This is a genomic window from Bacillus halotolerans (genome assembly GCF_004006435.1).
In the GTDB taxonomy this organism is placed as follows: Bacteria; Bacillota; Bacilli; order Bacillales; family Bacillaceae; genus Bacillus; species Bacillus halotolerans.
In genome coordinates this window covers 2,228,704-2,245,620 of record NZ_CP029364.1, presented here as the reverse complement: position 1 = coordinate 2,245,620, position 16,917 = coordinate 2,228,704, and the positions used below count along the sequence as shown (strand labels likewise).

Annotated in this window: 15 protein-coding genes, 2 pseudogenes and 3 riboswitches; of the genes and pseudogenes, 7 read left to right on the top strand and 10 right to left on the bottom strand. The window is 45.9% G+C overall.

Annotated elements, in window-relative coordinates:
* Nucleotides 1-49: 49 nt before the first annotated feature.
* The 6 genes and pseudogenes from pepT (at nt 50) to DIC78_RS11450 (ending at nt 5,151) form a co-directional block, all read left to right on the top strand.
* A complete protein-coding gene (pepT, locus tag DIC78_RS11465) occupies nt 50-1,282 on the top strand; it encodes a peptidase T (RefSeq protein WP_024123364.1) in 1,233 nt (410 codons plus the stop codon).
* 107 nt (nt 1,283-1,389) lie between these two features.
* Nucleotides 1,390-1,515: a hypothetical protein gene (locus DIC78_RS22000; protein WP_010332428.1), complete on the top strand. Its 126-nt coding sequence runs from the start codon at nt 1,390-1,392 to the stop codon at nt 1,513-1,515.
* Between the two features lie 277 nt (nt 1,516-1,792).
* Nucleotides 1,793-2,071 (top strand): annotated as a pseudogene (locus tag DIC78_RS21870) (hypothetical protein).
* Between the two features lie 151 nt (nt 2,072-2,222).
* A pseudogene (locus tag DIC78_RS11460) lies at nt 2,223-2,366 on the top strand (LURP-one-related/scramblase family protein); the annotation flags it as partial.
* Nucleotides 2,367-2,432: 66 nt separating this feature from the next.
* A riboswitch (SAM riboswitch) is annotated at nt 2,433-2,539 on the top strand.
* A gap of 84 nt (nt 2,540-2,623) precedes the next feature.
* Nucleotides 2,624-3,757, top strand: a complete 1,134-nt coding sequence (locus tag DIC78_RS11455) for a 5-methyltetrahydropteroyltriglutamate--homocysteine S-methyltransferase (RefSeq protein ID WP_106019946.1) — start codon at nt 2,624-2,626, stop codon at nt 3,755-3,757.
* A gap of 68 nt (nt 3,758-3,825) precedes the next feature.
* A riboswitch (SAM riboswitch) is annotated at nt 3,826-3,933 on the top strand.
* Between the two features lie 78 nt (nt 3,934-4,011).
* A complete protein-coding gene (locus tag DIC78_RS11450; RefSeq protein WP_127696329.1) occupies nt 4,012-5,151 on the top strand; it encodes a 5-methyltetrahydropteroyltriglutamate--homocysteine S-methyltransferase in 1,140 nt (379 codons plus the stop codon).
* Between the two features lie 47 nt (nt 5,152-5,198).
* Here DIC78_RS11450 and DIC78_RS11445 read toward each other — a convergent pair whose 3' ends face one another.
* The 7 genes from DIC78_RS11445 to DIC78_RS21995 form a co-directional block, all read right to left on the bottom strand.
* Nucleotides 5,199-6,593 carry a sigma-54 interaction domain-containing protein gene (locus tag DIC78_RS11445; RefSeq protein ID WP_101859850.1) on the bottom strand — a complete coding sequence of 465 codons (1,395 nt, stop codon included), beginning with the start codon at nt 6,591-6,593 and terminating at the stop codon, nt 5,199-5,201.
* Between the two features lie 80 nt (nt 6,594-6,673).
* Nucleotides 6,674-7,447, bottom strand: coding sequence for a 3-hydroxybutyrate dehydrogenase (locus DIC78_RS11440; RefSeq protein ID WP_106019795.1), 774 nt, complete (start codon nt 7,445-7,447; stop codon nt 6,674-6,676).
* A 17-nt stretch (nt 7,448-7,464) separates the two neighbouring features.
* On the bottom strand, nt 7,465-8,121 hold the full coding sequence (locus DIC78_RS11435) for a CoA transferase subunit B (protein WP_024123370.1): 657 nt from the start codon (nt 8,119-8,121) through the stop codon (nt 7,465-7,467).
* Nucleotides 8,118-8,831 carry a CoA transferase subunit A gene (locus DIC78_RS11430; protein ID WP_101864273.1) on the bottom strand — a complete coding sequence of 238 codons (714 nt, stop codon included), beginning with the start codon at nt 8,829-8,831 and terminating at the stop codon, nt 8,118-8,120. Before DIC78_RS11430 ends, DIC78_RS11435 begins: the two co-directional genes overlap by 4 nt.
* 23 nt (nt 8,832-8,854) lie before the next feature.
* Complete coding sequence (locus DIC78_RS11425; protein WP_106021886.1) at nt 8,855-10,294, bottom strand: GntP family permease; 1,440 nt, start codon at nt 10,292-10,294, stop codon at nt 8,855-8,857.
* A 231-nt stretch (nt 10,295-10,525) separates the two neighbouring features.
* The gene (locus DIC78_RS11420) at nt 10,526-11,368 is read right to left on the bottom strand and encodes a methyltransferase domain-containing protein (protein ID WP_127696929.1); all 843 of its coding nucleotides are present in this window, start codon (nt 11,366-11,368) and stop codon (nt 10,526-10,528) included.
* A 296-nt stretch (nt 11,369-11,664) separates the two neighbouring features.
* Nucleotides 11,665-11,799, bottom strand: a complete 135-nt coding sequence (locus tag DIC78_RS21995) for a hypothetical protein (protein ID WP_255002349.1) — start codon at nt 11,797-11,799, stop codon at nt 11,665-11,667.
* Between the two features lie 383 nt (nt 11,800-12,182).
* Nucleotides 12,183-12,284: riboswitch (purine riboswitch) on the top strand.
* A 127-nt stretch (nt 12,285-12,411) separates the two neighbouring features.
* Here DIC78_RS21995 and DIC78_RS11415 point away from each other — a divergent pair.
* Nucleotides 12,412-13,605, top strand: a complete 1,194-nt coding sequence (locus DIC78_RS11415; RefSeq protein ID WP_095712686.1) for a NupC/NupG family nucleoside CNT transporter — start codon at nt 12,412-12,414, stop codon at nt 13,603-13,605.
* 43 nt (nt 13,606-13,648) lie between these two features.
* Here DIC78_RS11415 and DIC78_RS11410 read toward each other — a convergent pair whose 3' ends face one another.
* The 3 genes from DIC78_RS11410 to DIC78_RS11400 form a co-directional block, all read right to left on the bottom strand.
* Nucleotides 13,649-14,323 carry a DUF3298 and DUF4163 domain-containing protein gene (locus tag DIC78_RS11410; protein ID WP_127696328.1) on the bottom strand — a complete coding sequence of 225 codons (675 nt, stop codon included), beginning with the start codon at nt 14,321-14,323 and terminating at the stop codon, nt 13,649-13,651.
* A 150-nt stretch (nt 14,324-14,473) separates the two neighbouring features.
* The gene (locus DIC78_RS11405; RefSeq protein ID WP_044160029.1) at nt 14,474-14,761 is read right to left on the bottom strand and encodes a protein YxiS; all 288 of its coding nucleotides are present in this window, start codon (nt 14,759-14,761) and stop codon (nt 14,474-14,476) included.
* Nucleotides 14,762-14,810: 49 nt separating this feature from the next.
* Nucleotides 14,811-16,871, bottom strand: a complete 2,061-nt coding sequence (locus DIC78_RS11400; protein WP_127696327.1) for a catalase — start codon at nt 16,869-16,871, stop codon at nt 14,811-14,813.
* Nucleotides 16,872-16,917: the final 46 nt, after the last annotated feature.

The window sequence follows — 16,917 nt, the reverse complement described above, 5'->3', positions numbered from 1 at the left end:
ATATCTCTCATCCCGGCATGGTAGAATAAAACAAAGGAGATGATTGGAAATGAAACAAGACATCATTGAACGGTTTACTACATACGTAAAAGTCGACACGCAGTCCGATGAATCAGTCGACACCTGCCCTTCCACACCCGGCCAATTGACGTTAGGAAACATGCTTGTTGAGGAATTAAAGTCAATCGGCATGGAAGACGCAGCCATTGATGAAAACGGCTATGTCATGGCGACCCTTCCTTCCAATACTGACAAAGACGTGCCGACGATCGGCTTTCTTGCCCACGTCGACACCGCCACAGACTTTACCGGCAAAAATGTGAATCCGCAAATCGTTGAAAGCTACGATGGAAAAGACATCACGCTCAACGAAAAGCTGCAGGTCATCCTATCGCCTGATCAATTCCCTGAACTGTCGGGCTACAAAGGCCACACCCTGATCACCACAGACGGTACAACCCTTCTCGGCGCTGACAATAAGGCTGGCATCGCCGAAATCATGACAGCCATGGATTATCTCATCAAACATCCTGAAATCAAGCACGGCACCATCAGAGTTGCATTTACACCTGATGAAGAAATCGGCAGAGGCCCGCACAAATTTGATGTTGGGCGATTCAATGCCTCCTTTGCCTATACCGTTGACGGCGGCCCGCTCGGTGAGCTTGAATATGAAAGCTTCAATGCTGCCGCGGCGAAAATCACGATCAAAGGCAACAATGTACATCCCGGCACGGCAAAGGGCAAAATGGTCAACTCTGCGAAGATCGCAATGAAGCTGAACAGCATGCTGCCGGCAGATGAGGCACCTGAGTATACAGAGGGCTACGAAGGCTTCTATCACCTGCTTTCCATTCAGGGAGATGTAGAAGAGACCAAACTCCACTACATTATCAGAGACTTTGACAAAAACATCTTCCAAAACAGAAAAGAAACCATGCAGCGCATCGTTGAAGAGCTCCAGAACGAATACGGACAAAATCGCATTCAGCTTGATATGAACGATCAATACTACAACATGAGAGAAAAAATTGAGCCTGTCATCGAAATTGTCAACATTGCCAAACAAGCGATGGAAAACCTCGGCATCGAACCGAAAATCTCTCCGATCCGCGGCGGCACGGACGGTTCGCAGCTTTCCTATATGGGACTCCCAACGCCGAACATCTTTACCGGCGGGGAAAACTTCCACGGCAAATTTGAATACATCTCAGCCGACAACATGGTCAAAGCCGTAAATGTCATCGTTGAGATTGCAAAGCTGTTTGAAGAACAGGCGTAAGCTGAGAAACCAGTCCAAAAAAGGACTGGTTTTTTTGCGTGAAAATGAAACATTTTAAAAGCTCTGTCCGTAAAACAACTATCAACGGATGAGGAGGAAATGCAAAGATGAAGAACACAATTGCCGCAAAAAGCCTGTTCAAAAAATGGATGATTTCCCGCCCGCTCAAAATGCAAACAAAACGATCAAACCCATTTAAAAAAATAAGAAGAATGTTTAAACGCTTTTTCTGACCCTTCGCCGGACTCCCCTCAAATCAGCCAACCATTCCAATTTTCCGCCCAAATGCTCCGTAATTTGGGTTTTTTGTGTTCAATTCCTCAAAATAGGGTATACATCAAACAAAGAAGAACACATTATCCATATATAGTTAATTTGAATTACGGAAATTTAGGTTAAAAGTTATATAAAGGAATTCATTTTAACGTCGATAGTAACTATAGAACCAATCAAAAGGAAAAACACCGGCTTAATGCAAGACTATTTTCAGGTCATCGGAGAAAAGGATTTTTGAGGGATACGCATTTATTATTAGTTGATTTAGAATTTTTTGAATACTTTTAGACGTTTTATCCGTACAATAGAGAATACCAAAACTTTTTTTGGGAGGTATGTAAAATGATCCTATTTATTATCATCGCATTATGTGGCTATCTTCTCTTTTCATTCAGCAAAGACAATAGACGAAAACCGCAAAAGACAAGCCCTCTTCCTGCACCCGTTCCTCATCATAATAACCTAATCGACCTTGACGCCATCCGCCAAAAACGCCGGATGCATCTTTCCTAAGACATACCATATAAAATGAAAAGGCTGCAGATACATGCAGCCTTTTCGTTATTCCTGGAACCTATCCAAACAAAAGGAGACTTCAGTAATGATCGAATGATTGATGAAACAACGGATCTTTTCGTTTAAAGATGCTTTTCACATTTACAGCCAGAATGTGCGGATGTCTATCAGCAAAAAGCGGCTCAGCTGGGGTGATACGTATCGCCTCCAGATTGGAATGCTGATTTGCACAGCCATCGCGATTGTGCTGGATATGGTATTGTATGACGGTGAAGATAAGTCAATTTTCTAAAAAACTGTTGACAATTCATGCAAAAATACTAATATTAAGATAATTGAAAATCCAATAAGAAGATTTACCTTATCAAGAGAGGTGGAGGGACTGGCCCTATGATACCCGGCAACCGCTGTTTTACACAGAATGGTGCTAAATCCTTAAGAACATCGCGTTCTTGCAGATGAGGCAGAGATTTGATCGTTCAAGCTCTTCCTTACACAAAGGAAGAGCTTTTTTCATGCAGCAAACATTTTAGAAAAGAGGCGAATGATATGGCTCAACAAGTAAACCTTGCAGCACAGAAATCAGAAAAACAAAAGAAAGCCCCTTTCCGCGCCGATCATGTCGGCAGTTTATTACGATCCACCCCAGTAAAAGAGGCGCGGCAAAAACAAGCGGCCGGCGAGATCACGGCAGAACAGCTTCGTGATATTGAAAATAAAGAAATCACCCGCATTGTCGAAAAGCAAAAGGAAATCGGCCTAAACGTTGTAACCGACGGAGAGTTCCGCCGTTCGTGGTGGCATTACGATTTCCTGGAAGGGCTCGACGGAGTGGAACCGTTCATCCCGGCTGAAGGAATTCAGTTCCATAACGCGAAAACAAAAGCCCGCAGCATTAAGGTGACGGGAAAACTGGATTTCACCAGCCATCCGGCGCTTGCCGATTATCAATTTTTACACAGCATTGCCGGAGATGCGACAGCAAAACTGACAATTCCAAGTCCGAATATGCTGTTTTTCGGTGAAAAAGCTGATCAAGGCGTATATCCCGATCAGGAGGAATATTTTCATGATCTGGCCCAGGCGTACAAAAAAGCGATTAACGCTTTCTATGATGCGGGCTGCCGCTATCTTCAGCTCGATGATACGTCATGGTCTCTCTTCTTTGAAGAAAAAGGCAGAGAGGTTGTCCGAGCCCTCGGCGGTGATCCGGAAACATTGCCTGCGTTGTTTGCCAAAACGATTAACGATGCAGTGGCGGACCGTCCTGACGACTTAACGGTCACGATGCACATTTGCCGCGGCAACTTCCGTTCAACTTGGGCGGCATCTGGAGGCTACGACGCTGTAGCGGAAACGATTCTTGACGGTTTAGACCTTGACGGCTTGTTCCTGGAATACGATGATGACCGCTCCGGAAACTTTGACCCGCTTCGTTTTGTCAAACGCAAGGATCTGCAGATTGTCTTAGGCTTGATTACATCCAAATACGGAGAACTTGAGGACCCAGAGGATGTCAAACGCCGAATCAGCGAAGCTGCGCGCTTTGTCAGCTTAGATCAGCTTTGCTTGAGCCCGCAGTGCGGTTTCGCTTCAACAGAAGAAGGAAACCTTTTGACTGAGGAGCAGCAGTGGGCGAAGCTCCGTCATGTGGTCGACATTGCCAATGATGTGTGGAAATAATCTATCATTGACAGAAAAGAGAAATGTGTGAATAATAGATACTATCAGAAAATTTCATAAAAAGGTTTTCCTTATCAAGAGAGGTGGAGGGACTGGCCCTGCGATACCCGGCAACCGCTGTTTAACAGAATGGTGCTAAATCCTTTAGAGCAGATTTTTGCTCTAGAAGATAAGGTTGAGATTGTTCACGCAAGCTCTTCCTTATCCAAAGGAAGAGCTTTTTTATATTCGAATGGAAAGAAGGAATGAACAACATGTCACAGCAAACAACACCCGCAGAACAAAAACAATCGCTTCAGAGAAAAAAAACGCCGTTTCGCGCGGATCAAGTCGGAAGCCTGCTGAGATCTGAGCCCGTCAAAAAAGCGCGGCGGCAAAAGGCGGCCGGCGAAATCACTGCCGAACAGCTTCGCCAGATTGAAAACGATGAAATCATCCGCATTGTGGAAAAACAAAAAGAAACCGGCCTGAACGTCGTGACAGACGGGGAATTCCGCAGAGCGTGGTGGCATTTTGATTTCCTTGAAAATCTGGATGGCGTTGAGCCGTTTATACCTGAACAGGGTATTCAGTTCCATAATGTGCAGACAAAAGCACGCGGCATCAAAGTAACAGGCGATATTGATTTCTCAAATCACCCAATGCTCGAAGATTACTCATTTTTACATGGCATCGCTGGTGATGCAACGCCAAAAATGACAATTCCAAGTCCGAATATGCTCTTTTTCCGCGGCAGATTGGAAAAGGATGCATACAAAAACGATTATGCTCTTTTCCAGCATGATGTATCAAAAGCGTATAAAAAAGCGATTCAAGCGTTTTATGACAGAGGCTGCCGTTACCTCCAGCTTGATGATACAGCATGGGCTGTTTTCTTATCTGAAAAAGGCTTGAAACAAGTGGAAGCATTCGGAACAACGCCTGACGAGCTTCGCCAGCTGTTTGCGAAGTCGATCAATGACGCAATTGCCGACCGTCCGGATGATATGACCATTACCATGCATATTTGCCGCGGCAACTTCCAGTCCACTTGGACAGCTGAAGGCGGTTATGATGCGGCGGCGGAAACCATTTTTGACGGCTTGAATCTGGATGGGCTTTTCTTAGAGTATGATGATTCACGCTCAGGCGGATTCGAACCGCTTCGTTATGTGAAACGCTCTGATCTTCAGCTTGTCCTAGGCTTGGTGACATCTAAATTCGGTGAGCTTGAACATCCGGACGAAGTAAAACGCCGTATCGAAGAGGCGTCCCGTTATGTCAGCCTAGATCAGTTGTGCCTGAGCCCGCAATGCGGATTCGCTTCAACTGAGGAAGGCAACAAGCTGACCGAGGAACAGCAATGGGCGAAGCTGCGCCATGTTGTTGAGATCGCTAACGATGTTTGGAAATAAGGAACAGAAAAACACACTTGATTCCCTGGCGGGGCATGTGTGTTTTTTTATGCCTGCTCAATTTGATAGGCTTTGCATTTTTCATATAAGCTTGTTTTTCCTATGCCTAATAGCTTTGCTGCCTTTATTTTATTGCCGTCTGCTGCGGCAAGCGCCTCGATGATCGCGTTTTTTTCCGCCTCAGCGATTGTCTCTTTTAATGGCTGTATAGATTGATATTCCCGGATTTTGATTGTTCTTTGGATGGGTTGATCTTCAGGAGTGAGATTCAGGTGTTTCGGTTCGATTCGTTTGCCGTCGAGGACGTTGACAGCCCGTTCTAGGACATTTTCCAATTCTCGTATGTTGCCCGGCCAAGAATAGCTCTGAAGCACTGCAATTGCTTCTTTAGAAAGCTCCAAGCCATCAAAGCCAAATTTCCGTTCAAGTTTTTTTAATAGAAGCCCCGCGATCGGCACTACATCCTCTATGCGCTCTCTTAAGGACGGGATTTGAATGTTGATCACATTCAGTCGGTAATAGAGGTCTTGCCGGAAGTCTCCTTCCCGGACCATTTCTTCGAGATTTCGGTGTGTCGCCGCAATCACTCGTACATCTATTGGGACCGGGCTTCTTGCGCCGATCCGCTCTATCTCTTTCTCCTGCAGTACGCGAAGGATTTTGCTTTGCATATGCAGCGGCATATCACCTACCTCATCAAGGAAAATGGTTCCTTGATGCGCAAGTTCGAATTTTCCTTTTTTCCCGCCTTTTTTTGCCCCCGTAAAAGCGCCGTCTTCGTATCCGAACATTTCTGATTCAAACAAATGCTCTGGGATCGAGGCGCAGTTGACGCGCAGAAAGGGAGCATACCGGCGGCGGCTGTTCTGATGGATGGCGTGTGCAAACAGCTCTTTTCCCGTGCCTGATTCTCCTAAAAGCAAAACGGCCGATTGGCTGTCAGATACCCGTTCAGCCAGCCGTTTCGCTTCCATAAAGAGAGAGCTGTTTCCGATCAAATCGCCAAAATGATATTTACTGAAAAGCTCTTTTTCGTATCTATTTTTGTAGTAATTGAGTTCATTGAGGAGGGGTTTAATTTTTCTTGAATAATCCATCCATTCCTGCGGATTGCGAAACATAACGGTTCCGACCGCTCCTACAAGCTGCTGGTTCACATAGAGCGGATACCGGTTGGCGATCATTTCGCTGCCGTTAATCGGATGAATAGCGGCAGCCTCTGTCCGCCCCGTCTTCGCCACGATGTGCATTCTCGAGTTTTCAATCACGTCCTGAACGGGTTTTCCTATCGCTTCTTCCTCTGTTTTTTTAAGAAAGTCACAGTACGCCGGATTGATATAGAGAATTTTCCCCTCATGATCAACCACAACAATACATTCCGCCGCAAGGTTGATGATTTCATCCAGCCATTCAAAGGGTAATCTTTTAATAGAATGTTTCATCTCCCTGTCGCTCCCGTCACATTTTGTAATCGCTTTCAACCTTATGATAAACGAGAGCCTCCTATGAATACAAGAATCTATTATTGAGCTGTGTAGCCTCCATCCAGCACGACCGCCTGCCCTGTGACGCCTTTCGCCTTTTCACTCGCCAAAAATACGGCATAATCAGCAATTTCTTTCACCGAGAGAAGACGTTTTTGCGGCACAAGCGGAAAAATCACCTCTTCCAGAACCGATTCATAGGGAACATTTCTTGTTTTAGAAAGATCGCTCAGCTGATTGCGGACAAGCTGTGTGTCCACATATCCCGGGCAGAGTGCATTCACCGTAATCCCGTGGGGCGCGCCTTCCAGCGCCCCCACCTTTGTCAGCCCAATGACGCCATGCTTTGCGCTGTTATAAGCGGCTTTTCCCGCAAACCCCACCAGTCCGTTCACAGACGCGATATTGATGATCCTGCCGAACTGCTGTTTTTTCATAAGGGGAAAGACATGCTTCATTGCGATGAATGGCGCGGTCAGCATGACGCGAATAAGCTGTTCAAACCGTTCTGTCGGAAACTCTTCAATCGGCGCGACATGCTGTATGCCTGCGTTATTCACCAAAGTATCCAAACGTCCGTATCGGGTCTTGATAGTATGGACGATATCAGCGATTTGCTCTTCCTTTGTTACGTCACATGGAATGCCCGTGGCGCTAAAGCCTTCCTCGTTCAGCTTGGCAGCGGCCTCACCGCACGCTTTTGGATTTACATCTGAAATAATGACATCGGCGCCTTCCCGGGCGAATTCCTTTGCGATTTCAAATCCGATTCCGCCGGCTGCGCCTGTCACAAAAGCGACTTGTTTTTTCATGACATACACCTTCCTGCTCAAGATTTTTGCCGGATGACTGACTGGCTTACGGCGAAGTCAGCTTCAGTTTTCTCATATACCTCTTCCAGCGTGACGCCGTCCTGGAGCTCAGTCAGTGTCATATGTCCATTATCAAAATCAAAAACTGCTAAATCAGTAATTAGCCGATGAACGACTTTCTGTCCTGTCAGCGGGAGGGAGCATTGTTTTTTCACCTTCGATTCCCCATGTTTATTGACGTGCTCCATGATGACGACGATTCGCTTAGCCCCGTTGACCAAGTCCATAGCGCCGCCCATTCCCTTCACCATTTTGCCCGGAATCATCCAGTTCGCCAAATCCCCTTGCTCAGAAACCTCCATACCCCCAAGGATGGCCAGGTCGATATGCCCGCCTCGTATCATCGCAAAGGATTCCGCGCTGTCAAAATAGGATGCGCCTGTTACGGCGGTGATCGTTTCTTTCCCCGCATTTATCAGATCCGGGTCTTCCGTTCCTTCCAGCGGATACGGGCCGATCCCGAGCAAACCGTTTTCTGATTGAAGCATTACATGCACGCCCTCGGGTATCTCATTTGCGACAAGTGTCGGCATCCCTATCCCAAGATTGACGTTCATACCGTCTTTTATTTCCTTTACAGCACGTTTGACCATTCGTTTTCTGGCTTCCTTCATTGTGCCGCCTCCTTTCCCTTCGCTTGCCGAACGGTTCGTTTTTCAATCCGCTTTTCATGTGTGCCGAGCACAACATGCTGTACGTAAATACCAGGCGTGTGGATGTGGTCGGGATCGAGCTCTCCCGTCTCAACAATTTCTTCTGCCTCGGCAATTGTGATCTTTCCCGCCATGGCGGCAACCGGATTGAAGTTTCTTGCCGTTTTCCGAAAAACTAAATTTCCCATGGTGTCCGCTTTCCACGCTTTTACAATGGCGACGTCCCCAGTAATTCCTTTTTCTAACACATATGTGCGTCCGTCAAAGGTTTTATGCTCTTTCCCGTCAGCGATGGTGGTTCCGACGCCTGTGGCTGTATAAAATCCCGGTATGCCTGCTCCGCCTGCTCGGATTCTTTCAGCGAGCGTTCCTTGGGGAACCAATTCCACTTCCAATTCTCCGCTTAAAAATTGCTTTTCAAAAATTTTGTTTTCACCAACGTAGGAGGCGATCATTTTTTTGATTTGCTTGTTTGCCAGCAGAAGGCCGAGCCCCCAATCATCGACTCCGCAATTATTGCTGACGACGGTTAAATCTTTTACCCCTTTATCCCTTATCGCCAGAATGAGCTGCTCGGGAATTCCGCACAGGCCGAATCCGCCCGCGATCAGTGTATCCCCCTCCCGAATGAGTTCTGCGGCTTCCTTACTTGATGACAGCACTTTTCCCATATCTGATTCCCCTTTCGTTTGTCCTATACAAGGCCCGTCAAACTGTAAATCGCGATAATCACAAATACGGCGGCGGTTTTGATGAGAGTAATCGCAAAAATATCCCGATACGATTGGCGATGGGTCAGACCCGTCACAGCCAGCAGGGTGATTACCGCCCCATTATGCGGAAGCGTATCCATGCCTCCTGATGCCATTGAAATGACCCGGTGCATCACTTCAGGCGGTATGTGATAGGTCTGAATCGCTTTTAAATATTGATCAGACATCGCGCTTAACGCGATTCCCATTCCCCCTGAGGCCGATCCGGTGATCCCTGCCAGCGTTGTTGTCGTCACAGCTCCGTTTACAAGCGGATCCGTAAACGTATGTGAAATGCCGCTGCTCAGCTTATGAAACCCCGGCAGCGCAGCAACGATACCGCCGAAACCATACTCGGCGCCTGTATTCATCGATGCAAGCAAAGCGCCGCCGATCCCTTCATTCAGCCCTTCCTTTAGCTGTCCAAACACTTTTCTCCAATCAAACAAAATGGTTGCGATGATTCCGATCAGGAGGGCCAGCTCCACTGACCAAATGGCAACCGCGGAGGAGATATCAAGTTTCCCGAACTCTCCCAATCCTATGGCGGAAAAATCAAATTCATTCGGATACCACTTGGGAAGGAACGTGGTGAAACATTTGTTCATCAAACCAACGAGAATAAGAGGAACAAAAGCGAGTGCGTGCCGGACCTTACTTGTGTCAGGCTCTAAGACCGGCGGGCTTTGTTCCGGGGCAAGATCAGATGGCTCACGCGCGGCAGAAATCTCCGATTGAAAACCGGCGTAGCCTTCGCCCGTTTTCTCTGCTTTTTTGCGCCTCGATTCCAAGTAGAACATACCTGCCGCCAGCACAAACACCGCACCGATCATACCAAGCCAAGGGGCGGCGTAAATGTCTGTTTTGAAAAACGTCGTAGGAATTACATTTTGGATTTGCGGTGTACCCGGCAGTGCGTCCATTGTAAAAGTAAATGCCCCGAGAGCAATCGTTCCCGGTATGAGGCGCTTCGGGATGTCAGCTTCTTTGAACATATTTTTCGCAAAGGGGTATACAGCAAAGACGACAACAAACAGGCTGACTCCGCTGTACGTTAAAATGGCGCCCATCAATACGATAGCGAGTGTTGCTCGTTTCGCCCCGACCAGTCTGACAATTGTCTTCGCAATGGAAGCCGCCAAGCCGGACATCTCGACAACCTTTCCGAAAATGGCGCCAAGCAGAAATACTGGAAAGTACAGCTTAATAAACCCCGCCATCTTTTCCATAAATATGGTTGAGAAAAAAGGAAGCACAAAGCTTGGATCTGTCAGCAGCACAGCAAATAAGGCGCAAATCGGAGCAAACAAAATGACTGAAAATCCCCGATAGGCGACAAACATCAGCAAACCCAAAGCCAAAAGAATAATAATAATGTCCACAAACATCCCTCTTTTCCGCTTGTCTGAGAAAAGGAAAGCGTTTACAAAATATCCCCTCCCTTTCCGTCATTTCTAATGCAAGTTCTGTGCCAGTTGCCAGAACACCATTTCAAGCCTTTCCCTTTCCATATTTACGGAAAATGTGAGATAACTATTCCAATCCAGTGGAAATTTCCGTTTTTGCGGAAAACAAGAAAGGAAAGCTCCTTTTTGGGAGCTTTCCTCTTTCACTCATTTCGTTCCGATTAATACATCGACATCAACTGTCAGCTGAGCCGATTCCATTTTTCTAAACCGGTTGATTTTTTCAGCCGATGCGGACCAGGCTAACGGTGTCATGTTCAGAAGCCATTCTACGCCTTGCTGATGAAGCGTTTTGGTATAGCGCAGCCTCATCAGATGATCGAGCTGAAAATGTGTGGTAAAGCGCTCAATTGCAGGTGTATTGGAATAGGTTCGTCTTTCTGAATCTGCGTATAAAACCTGCCTTAGTTCTGTTAAATAATCTCTTTGAGGAACTACCTTTATAACCAAACCATCTTTTTTCAGGAGTCTGTGAAACTCTGCATAATTTGAAGGTGAGAAAATCGATAGAATGACATCAAATTGCCGGTCTTGAAAGGGCGCATTAGCTACATCGGCTACGGCCCACAGCTTTCCGCCACTATTTTTTGAAGCTCGTAAAATGCCATCCTTGGCAATATCAATCCCAATTCCGCGAACTGTTTTCTTTTCTTGAAGCAGATCGCACACCGCTTTCAAGTGGGTCCCCTCACCGCATCCGCAGTCTAAAATGGTTAACGTCTCTTTTTCAGACTTACGGTCACTGATCAAGTCAGCTATTGCCTGATGAAGCGGTGCAAAAAAATGATACTCTGCCATCAGCCGGCTTCTTGCTTCGAAAAGCCCCGCCCGATAGCTGCTTTTGACCGGCTTTGTCAGGAAATTTACGTACCCATGCCGGGATATATCAAACGTATGCCCGCTCTTAAAACAAACCAAACTTTTCCAAGATGTGACCATCATTGAAGAATTGCAAATCGGGCATTGAAATTGAGAGACAAATTGATTCATATAAGCAGCATGCTTCTTTATGTTTGACACAAAAAACACCTCATTCATTCGTTTTTAAATAAATGAAAAAGGCATAGACAAATAAACCTGGGCCTATCTAACTTTTTGGCCAGGTCTGGAATGTCGTCTATACCTGTCATTATCTATAACGAATGAATTGAATAATCATAAAAAAGAACTCCTTTTTGCTGCATAGAGGGTTTCCCCGCTATTATGATACAACAATCATCCAGAAATAGGAACAAGATTCTCACCGAGAGGCGGCTGCCCGAACTCCTCACTGTTCAGAAGGTCAATTAATAAGCAGACTGCAATCTTCCTTCTTTCTCTAACTGAATGAATTGATCAGCATCAGGAAAATCCTCTTTACGAACGGATCGGATTTCAGTTTGCAGCCGGGTATCAATCAATCCGGGATACAGCTGATCCACCTGCTCCAGACTGATGCTTTTAGAAAATGAATTCAGCCCCGCTTTTGACGTGCTGCAGCAGCTTTGTGAAGGCAGCAGATATTTAGCTGGAAGCTGACGAGATATTCATGATTCGCTTATCCGTTTTGATGTGCTTGTTGCGCTTCATAAAATGGAGGTGATCACCATAGGTTAATTGATCTGCAGGTATTTGTATCATCTCCTCCGCTTCATATTGTTTGATCAGCCTTTGATTAGGCTGCCTTGACATACAGTACAGCCGATGGTCAGCATGTATTCATTTCTTCACCTTTATTTTCTCGACTTCGAAATATAAATTTATTATTTTGAAAATAGTTAAAAAGGTTGATTTTCAAAAAGTGAAAGGATAAAATACTGCTATCATCTTAGAAAAAAGACATTCTTGTATATGATCAGTAATATGGTCTGATTGTTTCTACCTAGTAACCGTAAAAAACTAGACTACAAGAAAGTTTGAATAAATTTGAACGAGTTGAAAAGGACAAGTTCTTTTCTGTTTGCTCTTATTTTTCACACTTTCTGCACTTCCAGAATTTGTGAAGGATAAGGGCTTTTTTCATTTCCATAATAAACCTCATAGGAGTTGCTATCATGTACTTTTTATTAAACCTTGTCGGTCTCATTGTGATTATGGCAGTTGTGTTCCTATGCTCCCCGCAGAAAAAGAAAATCCAGTGGCGTCCAATCATTACGTTAATTGTTCTGGAGCTTTTGATTACGTGGTTTATGCTGGGGACAAAAATTGGCAGCTGGGCCATCGGACAAATTGGAAATTTCTTCACTTGGCTGATTGCTTGTGCCAGTGACGGGATCGCGTTTGCCTTCCCTTCTGTGATGGCAAATGAAACGGTAGACTTTTTCTTCAGCGCACTTCTTCCAATTATTTTCATCGTCACATTCTTTGACATCTTAACATATTTCGGCATTTTGCCATGGCTGATTGATAAAATCGGCTGGGTGATCTCAAAGGCTTCCCGCTTGCCGAAATTAGAAAGCTTTTTCTCTATTCAAATGATGTTCTTGGGAAATACAGAAGCTCTGGCAGTCATTCGCCAGCAGCTCACAGTATTAAACAACAACCGCCTGCTCACATTCGGCTTAATGAGCATGAGCAGCATCAGCGGCTCCATTATTGGATCTTACCTGTCAATGGTGCCGGCGACATACGTGTTTACAGCGATTCCTTTAAACTGCTTAAACGCACTGATTATCGCAAACCTGCTGAATCCAGTGCATGTGCCGGAGGATGAAGACATCATCTATACGCCGCCTAAAGAAGAGAAAAAAGACTTTTTCTCTACGATTTCTAACAGTATGCTTGTCGGCATGAACATGGTGATCGTTATTTTGGCAATGGTGATTGGATATGTGGCGTTAACGTCAGCAGTCAATGGCATTCTTGGTGTTTTCGTACACGGCCTGACCATTCAGACGATTTTTGCTTATCTCTTCAGTCCTTTTGCATTCCTACTTGGGCTGCCGGTACACGATGCGATGTATGTCGCTCAGCTGATGGGAATGAAATTGGCAACGAACGAGTTTGTTGCGATGCTTGACTTGAAAAATAATCTGAAAACACTGCCCCCTCACACAGTTGCGGTAGCGACGACATTCCTGACGTCATTTGCCAACTTCAGTACTGTCGGCATGATTTACGGAACGTATAACTCGATCCTTGACGGCGAAAAGTCAACCGTGATCGGGAGAAACGTGTGGAAGCTGCTCGTCAGCGGAATTGCGGTATCTTTACTAAGTGCTGCGATTGTCGGTCTGTTTGTGTGGTAGAAAAATGGAGCCATATCCCTTTTTAAGGATATGGCTCTTTTGATTATTGATAAACAGAGGAAGGCACCTGCACATCACGGATTCCAGCTGCATAAGGTCCCAAGTCATACTGGCCGAAGACGATGGCGATCCCGTTTTTCGTAAAGTAAAACGTTGTGTTTTGGTTAAGGATAATATCCTCTTTCTTTACATCAGGGAAAAACAGCGTGTCATGTTTTTTGATATAGCTGTATAGGTAATCTTTCGTTTTGCTGACTTTAGTTTTGGTATTCAGAATCTGATTCAGTGTCACCCGCTTGTGTGTGTTCAAGTCGTAGTTGAAGGACTGAACAGACGTTAAACCATGGGCGCCGCCTGAATAGATATAATTGAGCGTTTGAATGCTGAGCTTGCCTGCCGCATTATATTTGACGCTGAAGGATGTTTGATATTCCGCGTTGAAGCCCTGCTGTTCACCGGCTTTTTTGTTTTTCAGGTATTCTTGATACGATTGTTCAATGTAGGCTTTCAGCTCTTGATTGATGTTTTTTTCAAACGCGGCATTCCCGAAGTGATGCACCTGAGGATACTTTAATTCCTTGATCTTTTTGTACGTATGGCTGCTGACAGTCGGCGTTTTCGCTTGAACCGCTTTTAAAGATGGGGCCGCATATGCAAATACACTAAAAAGCAAAACAGCAGCAGCTACCGCATATTTCATCATTTTGTTCCATTTCATACAATCTCCTCCTTTTTGATCTTCTTTGTTTATCATTCCCTTTTTTCTGCAACGCACACTTTTATAGACTGATGAAGTGAAAAGAAGTTTCTAGGTCTATCTGCTCGATTTTCCCCAATAAAAAAGAGACAATATATTGTCTCTTTTTTACTATTTACGCCCGGCAATCACTTCGTGAACCGCTTGTGCCAAATCAATATTCCCAAACATCTCTAACACCGCAATGACGGTCTGGTCAGGTATGTGTTCTGACTCGTTCTTCGGCACGATCAGTTCTTCCACTGTTTTTTTCAAGCTTTCATTCAGCTTTTGCTGCGGATATGCTTTGGCATATAGCTCCAACGGATCAAGATCATGGTTCACACACCATTGGGCAAACACTAATATCATCATATTTTCGTCGCGCTCGTAAGCCTCTGCGAGCTGTTTTTCGTTCATATGTCATGCTCCTTATGAAAAGTATCTTCCTCTAAGATACAGGAGCGAATCAAATTCGTCTATCCCAATGGCGGTGGGCGGCAACTGCTTCGATAAACGCTTTGCTAAAGCCGGTGTAATCATCTTCGTCTTTTGCTGTCACAACGCCCGGCCCCTCTTTTGTGCCGACAGCTGATTTGAGGAGGTCAACTCCTTCGTTTGCCGCGCCGACCGCCTTATAGTGATTGTAGGCTTCTCTGATAAACGCCATCGCTTGTTTATCTTCTTTTAATTCAGGTCCTCCTGCGGCATAAACCGCGTCATACAGAACAGAGTCTGTCGTCAGGAATGTGCCGCTGACCTCAAGCTGCTGTCCGGCGCCGCTTGTGATGTACCCCAGCGTTTGACTGATGATATCCGCTGTGATCCCTTCTTGTTTTAAGGTATCCAGCACTGTTTGCAGTTCTTTTTCATCAAAACCATTGCCGGCGAGAACCGCGACTTTTCTCGTTGACGCTGCTTTCACTGTACGGGCTTGGCTTAATGCAGGTGAGGTAAGGATTTCTTTTGATGCTTTGCGTTTCGCCGGCGGCGCCACACCTACTCCTTTGGCGATTTCTTCTGCCAGGACAGTATCTACGTTGCTGAAGACATCTACGACCTGCCGCTGCACATCTTTGCTTTTGACCTTCCCGACCTCGAAGCAAAAGGCAGAAATGATGTGCTTTTTCTCAACCGGTGACATGCTGTTCCAGAACAGTTTTGCCTGTGAGTAGTAATTATTGAAACTGTCGCTCCGCTGGCGGATTTTTCTGCCCTCTACTTTCTCCTGATAGTGGACGTAACCGCCTTCTTCGGCTGACGCAGGAGACGGGTCATTGTTCTGCAGAGAGTTTTTATGATAAGCGACCGGCCCCTTGTTGATGGTCATACGGTGATAGCCGTCGTACTGGTTGTTATGGAACGGACATACCGGGCGGTTAATCGGAATCTCGTGGAAGTTCGGGCCGCCAAGACGGATCAGCTGTGTATCCGTATAAGAGAAAAGCCGTCCCTGCAGCAGCGGGTCATTTGTGAAGTCAATGCCCGGCACCACATTTCCCGGGTGGAATGCGACTTGCTCAGTTTCAGCAAATACATTATCCTGATTGCGGTTCAGCGTCATTTTCCCAATGATCTTCACTGGCACAAGCTCTTCCGGCCAAAGCTTCGTTGGATCAAGAATATCAAAATCAAATTTGAATTCATCTTCTTCATCTATCATCTGCACGCCTAGCTCATATTCAACAATGCCGCCGTTTTCAATCGTTTCCCACAGGTCGCGGCGGTGGAAATCAGGGTCTTTTCCGGCAATTTTCTGCGCTTCATCCCATACGAGAGAATGCACGCCGAGCACCGGCTTCCAATGGAATTTCACGAAACGCGCCTTTCCTTGTTCGTTCACAAAACGGAACGTGTGAACGCCAAAGCCCTCCATCATCCGGTAGCTGCGGGGAATGCCTCTGTCAGACATCGTCCACATCACCATGTGAGCCGACTCTGGATTATTGGCGACAAAGTCCCAAAACGTATCATGAGCTGTCGCGGCCTGAGGCATTTCATTGTGCGGCTCAGGCTTAAACGCATGCACCAAATCCGGGAATTTGATCGCATCCTGAATAAAGAACACCGGGATATTATTGCCTACTAGATCATAGTTTCCTTCTTCGGTATAGAATTTCGTCGCAAAGCCTCTGGCGTCACGCACCGTGTCAGCGGAGCCTTTGGAGCCCGCAACTGTTGAAAACCGGACAAACACGGGTGTCTTCACCGAAGGGTCCTGAAGAAATTTCGCCCGGGTGAATTCTGTCATCGGTTCGTAAACCTGAAAAAAGCCATGTACGCCATAACCGCGCGCATGCACGATCCGTTCAGGGATTCTCTCATGGTCAAAATGGGTCATCTTCTCCCGAAAGTGAAAATCCTCCATCAGCGTCGGGCCGCGAACTCCGGCTTTTAACGAATGTTCGTCCTCAGACACCCGTACACCTTGGTTTGTCGTCATTTTCTTTCCGCTGTTATCGACCCTGTACTGTTCGAGCTGCTCGTCTTTTGAGTGTTCATTGACTCGTTTGTTTTGATCATCACTCATGTCTGCTCCCCCTTTTCCTATTCCAGATCTCAAAAATAAACATTCT

Excerpts from the sequence above, each read along its gene's own strand:
- pepT (WP_024123364.1), top strand. The coding sequence starts at position 50 with ATGAAACAAGACATCATTGAACGGTTTACTACATACGTAAAAGTCGAC.
- DIC78_RS22000 (WP_010332428.1), top strand. The coding sequence starts at position 1,390 with ATGAAGAACACAATTGCCGCAAAAAGCCTGTTCAAAAAATGGATGATT.
- DIC78_RS11455 (WP_106019946.1), top strand. The coding sequence starts at position 2,624 with ATGGCTCAACAAGTAAACCTTGCAGCACAGAAATCAGAAAAACAAAAG.
- DIC78_RS11450 (WP_127696329.1), top strand. The coding sequence starts at position 4,012 with ATGTCACAGCAAACAACACCCGCAGAACAAAAACAATCGCTTCAGAGA.
- DIC78_RS11445 (WP_101859850.1), bottom strand. The coding sequence starts at position 6,593 with ATGAAACATTCTATTAAAAGATTACCCTTTGAATGGCTGGATGAAATC.
- DIC78_RS11440 (WP_106019795.1), bottom strand. The coding sequence starts at position 7,447 with ATGAAAAAACAAGTCGCTTTTGTGACAGGCGCAGCCGGCGGAATCGGA.
- DIC78_RS11435 (WP_024123370.1), bottom strand. The coding sequence starts at position 8,121 with ATGAAGGAAGCCAGAAAACGAATGGTCAAACGTGCTGTAAAGGAAATA.
- DIC78_RS11430 (WP_101864273.1), bottom strand. The coding sequence starts at position 8,831 with ATGGGAAAAGTGCTGTCATCAAGTAAGGAAGCCGCAGAACTCATTCGG.
- DIC78_RS11420 (WP_127696929.1), bottom strand. The coding sequence starts at position 11,368 with ATGAATCAATTTGTCTCTCAATTTCAATGCCCGATTTGCAATTCTTCA.
- DIC78_RS11415 (WP_095712686.1), top strand. The coding sequence starts at position 12,412 with ATGTACTTTTTATTAAACCTTGTCGGTCTCATTGTGATTATGGCAGTT.
- DIC78_RS11410 (WP_127696328.1), bottom strand. The coding sequence starts at position 14,323 with ATGAAATGGAACAAAATGATGAAATATGCGGTAGCTGCTGCTGTTTTG.
- DIC78_RS11405 (WP_044160029.1), bottom strand. The coding sequence starts at position 14,761 with ATGAACGAAAAACAGCTCGCAGAGGCTTACGAGCGCGACGAAAATATG.
- DIC78_RS11400 (WP_127696327.1), bottom strand. The coding sequence starts at position 16,871 with ATGAGTGATGATCAAAACAAACGAGTCAATGAACACTCAAAAGACGAG.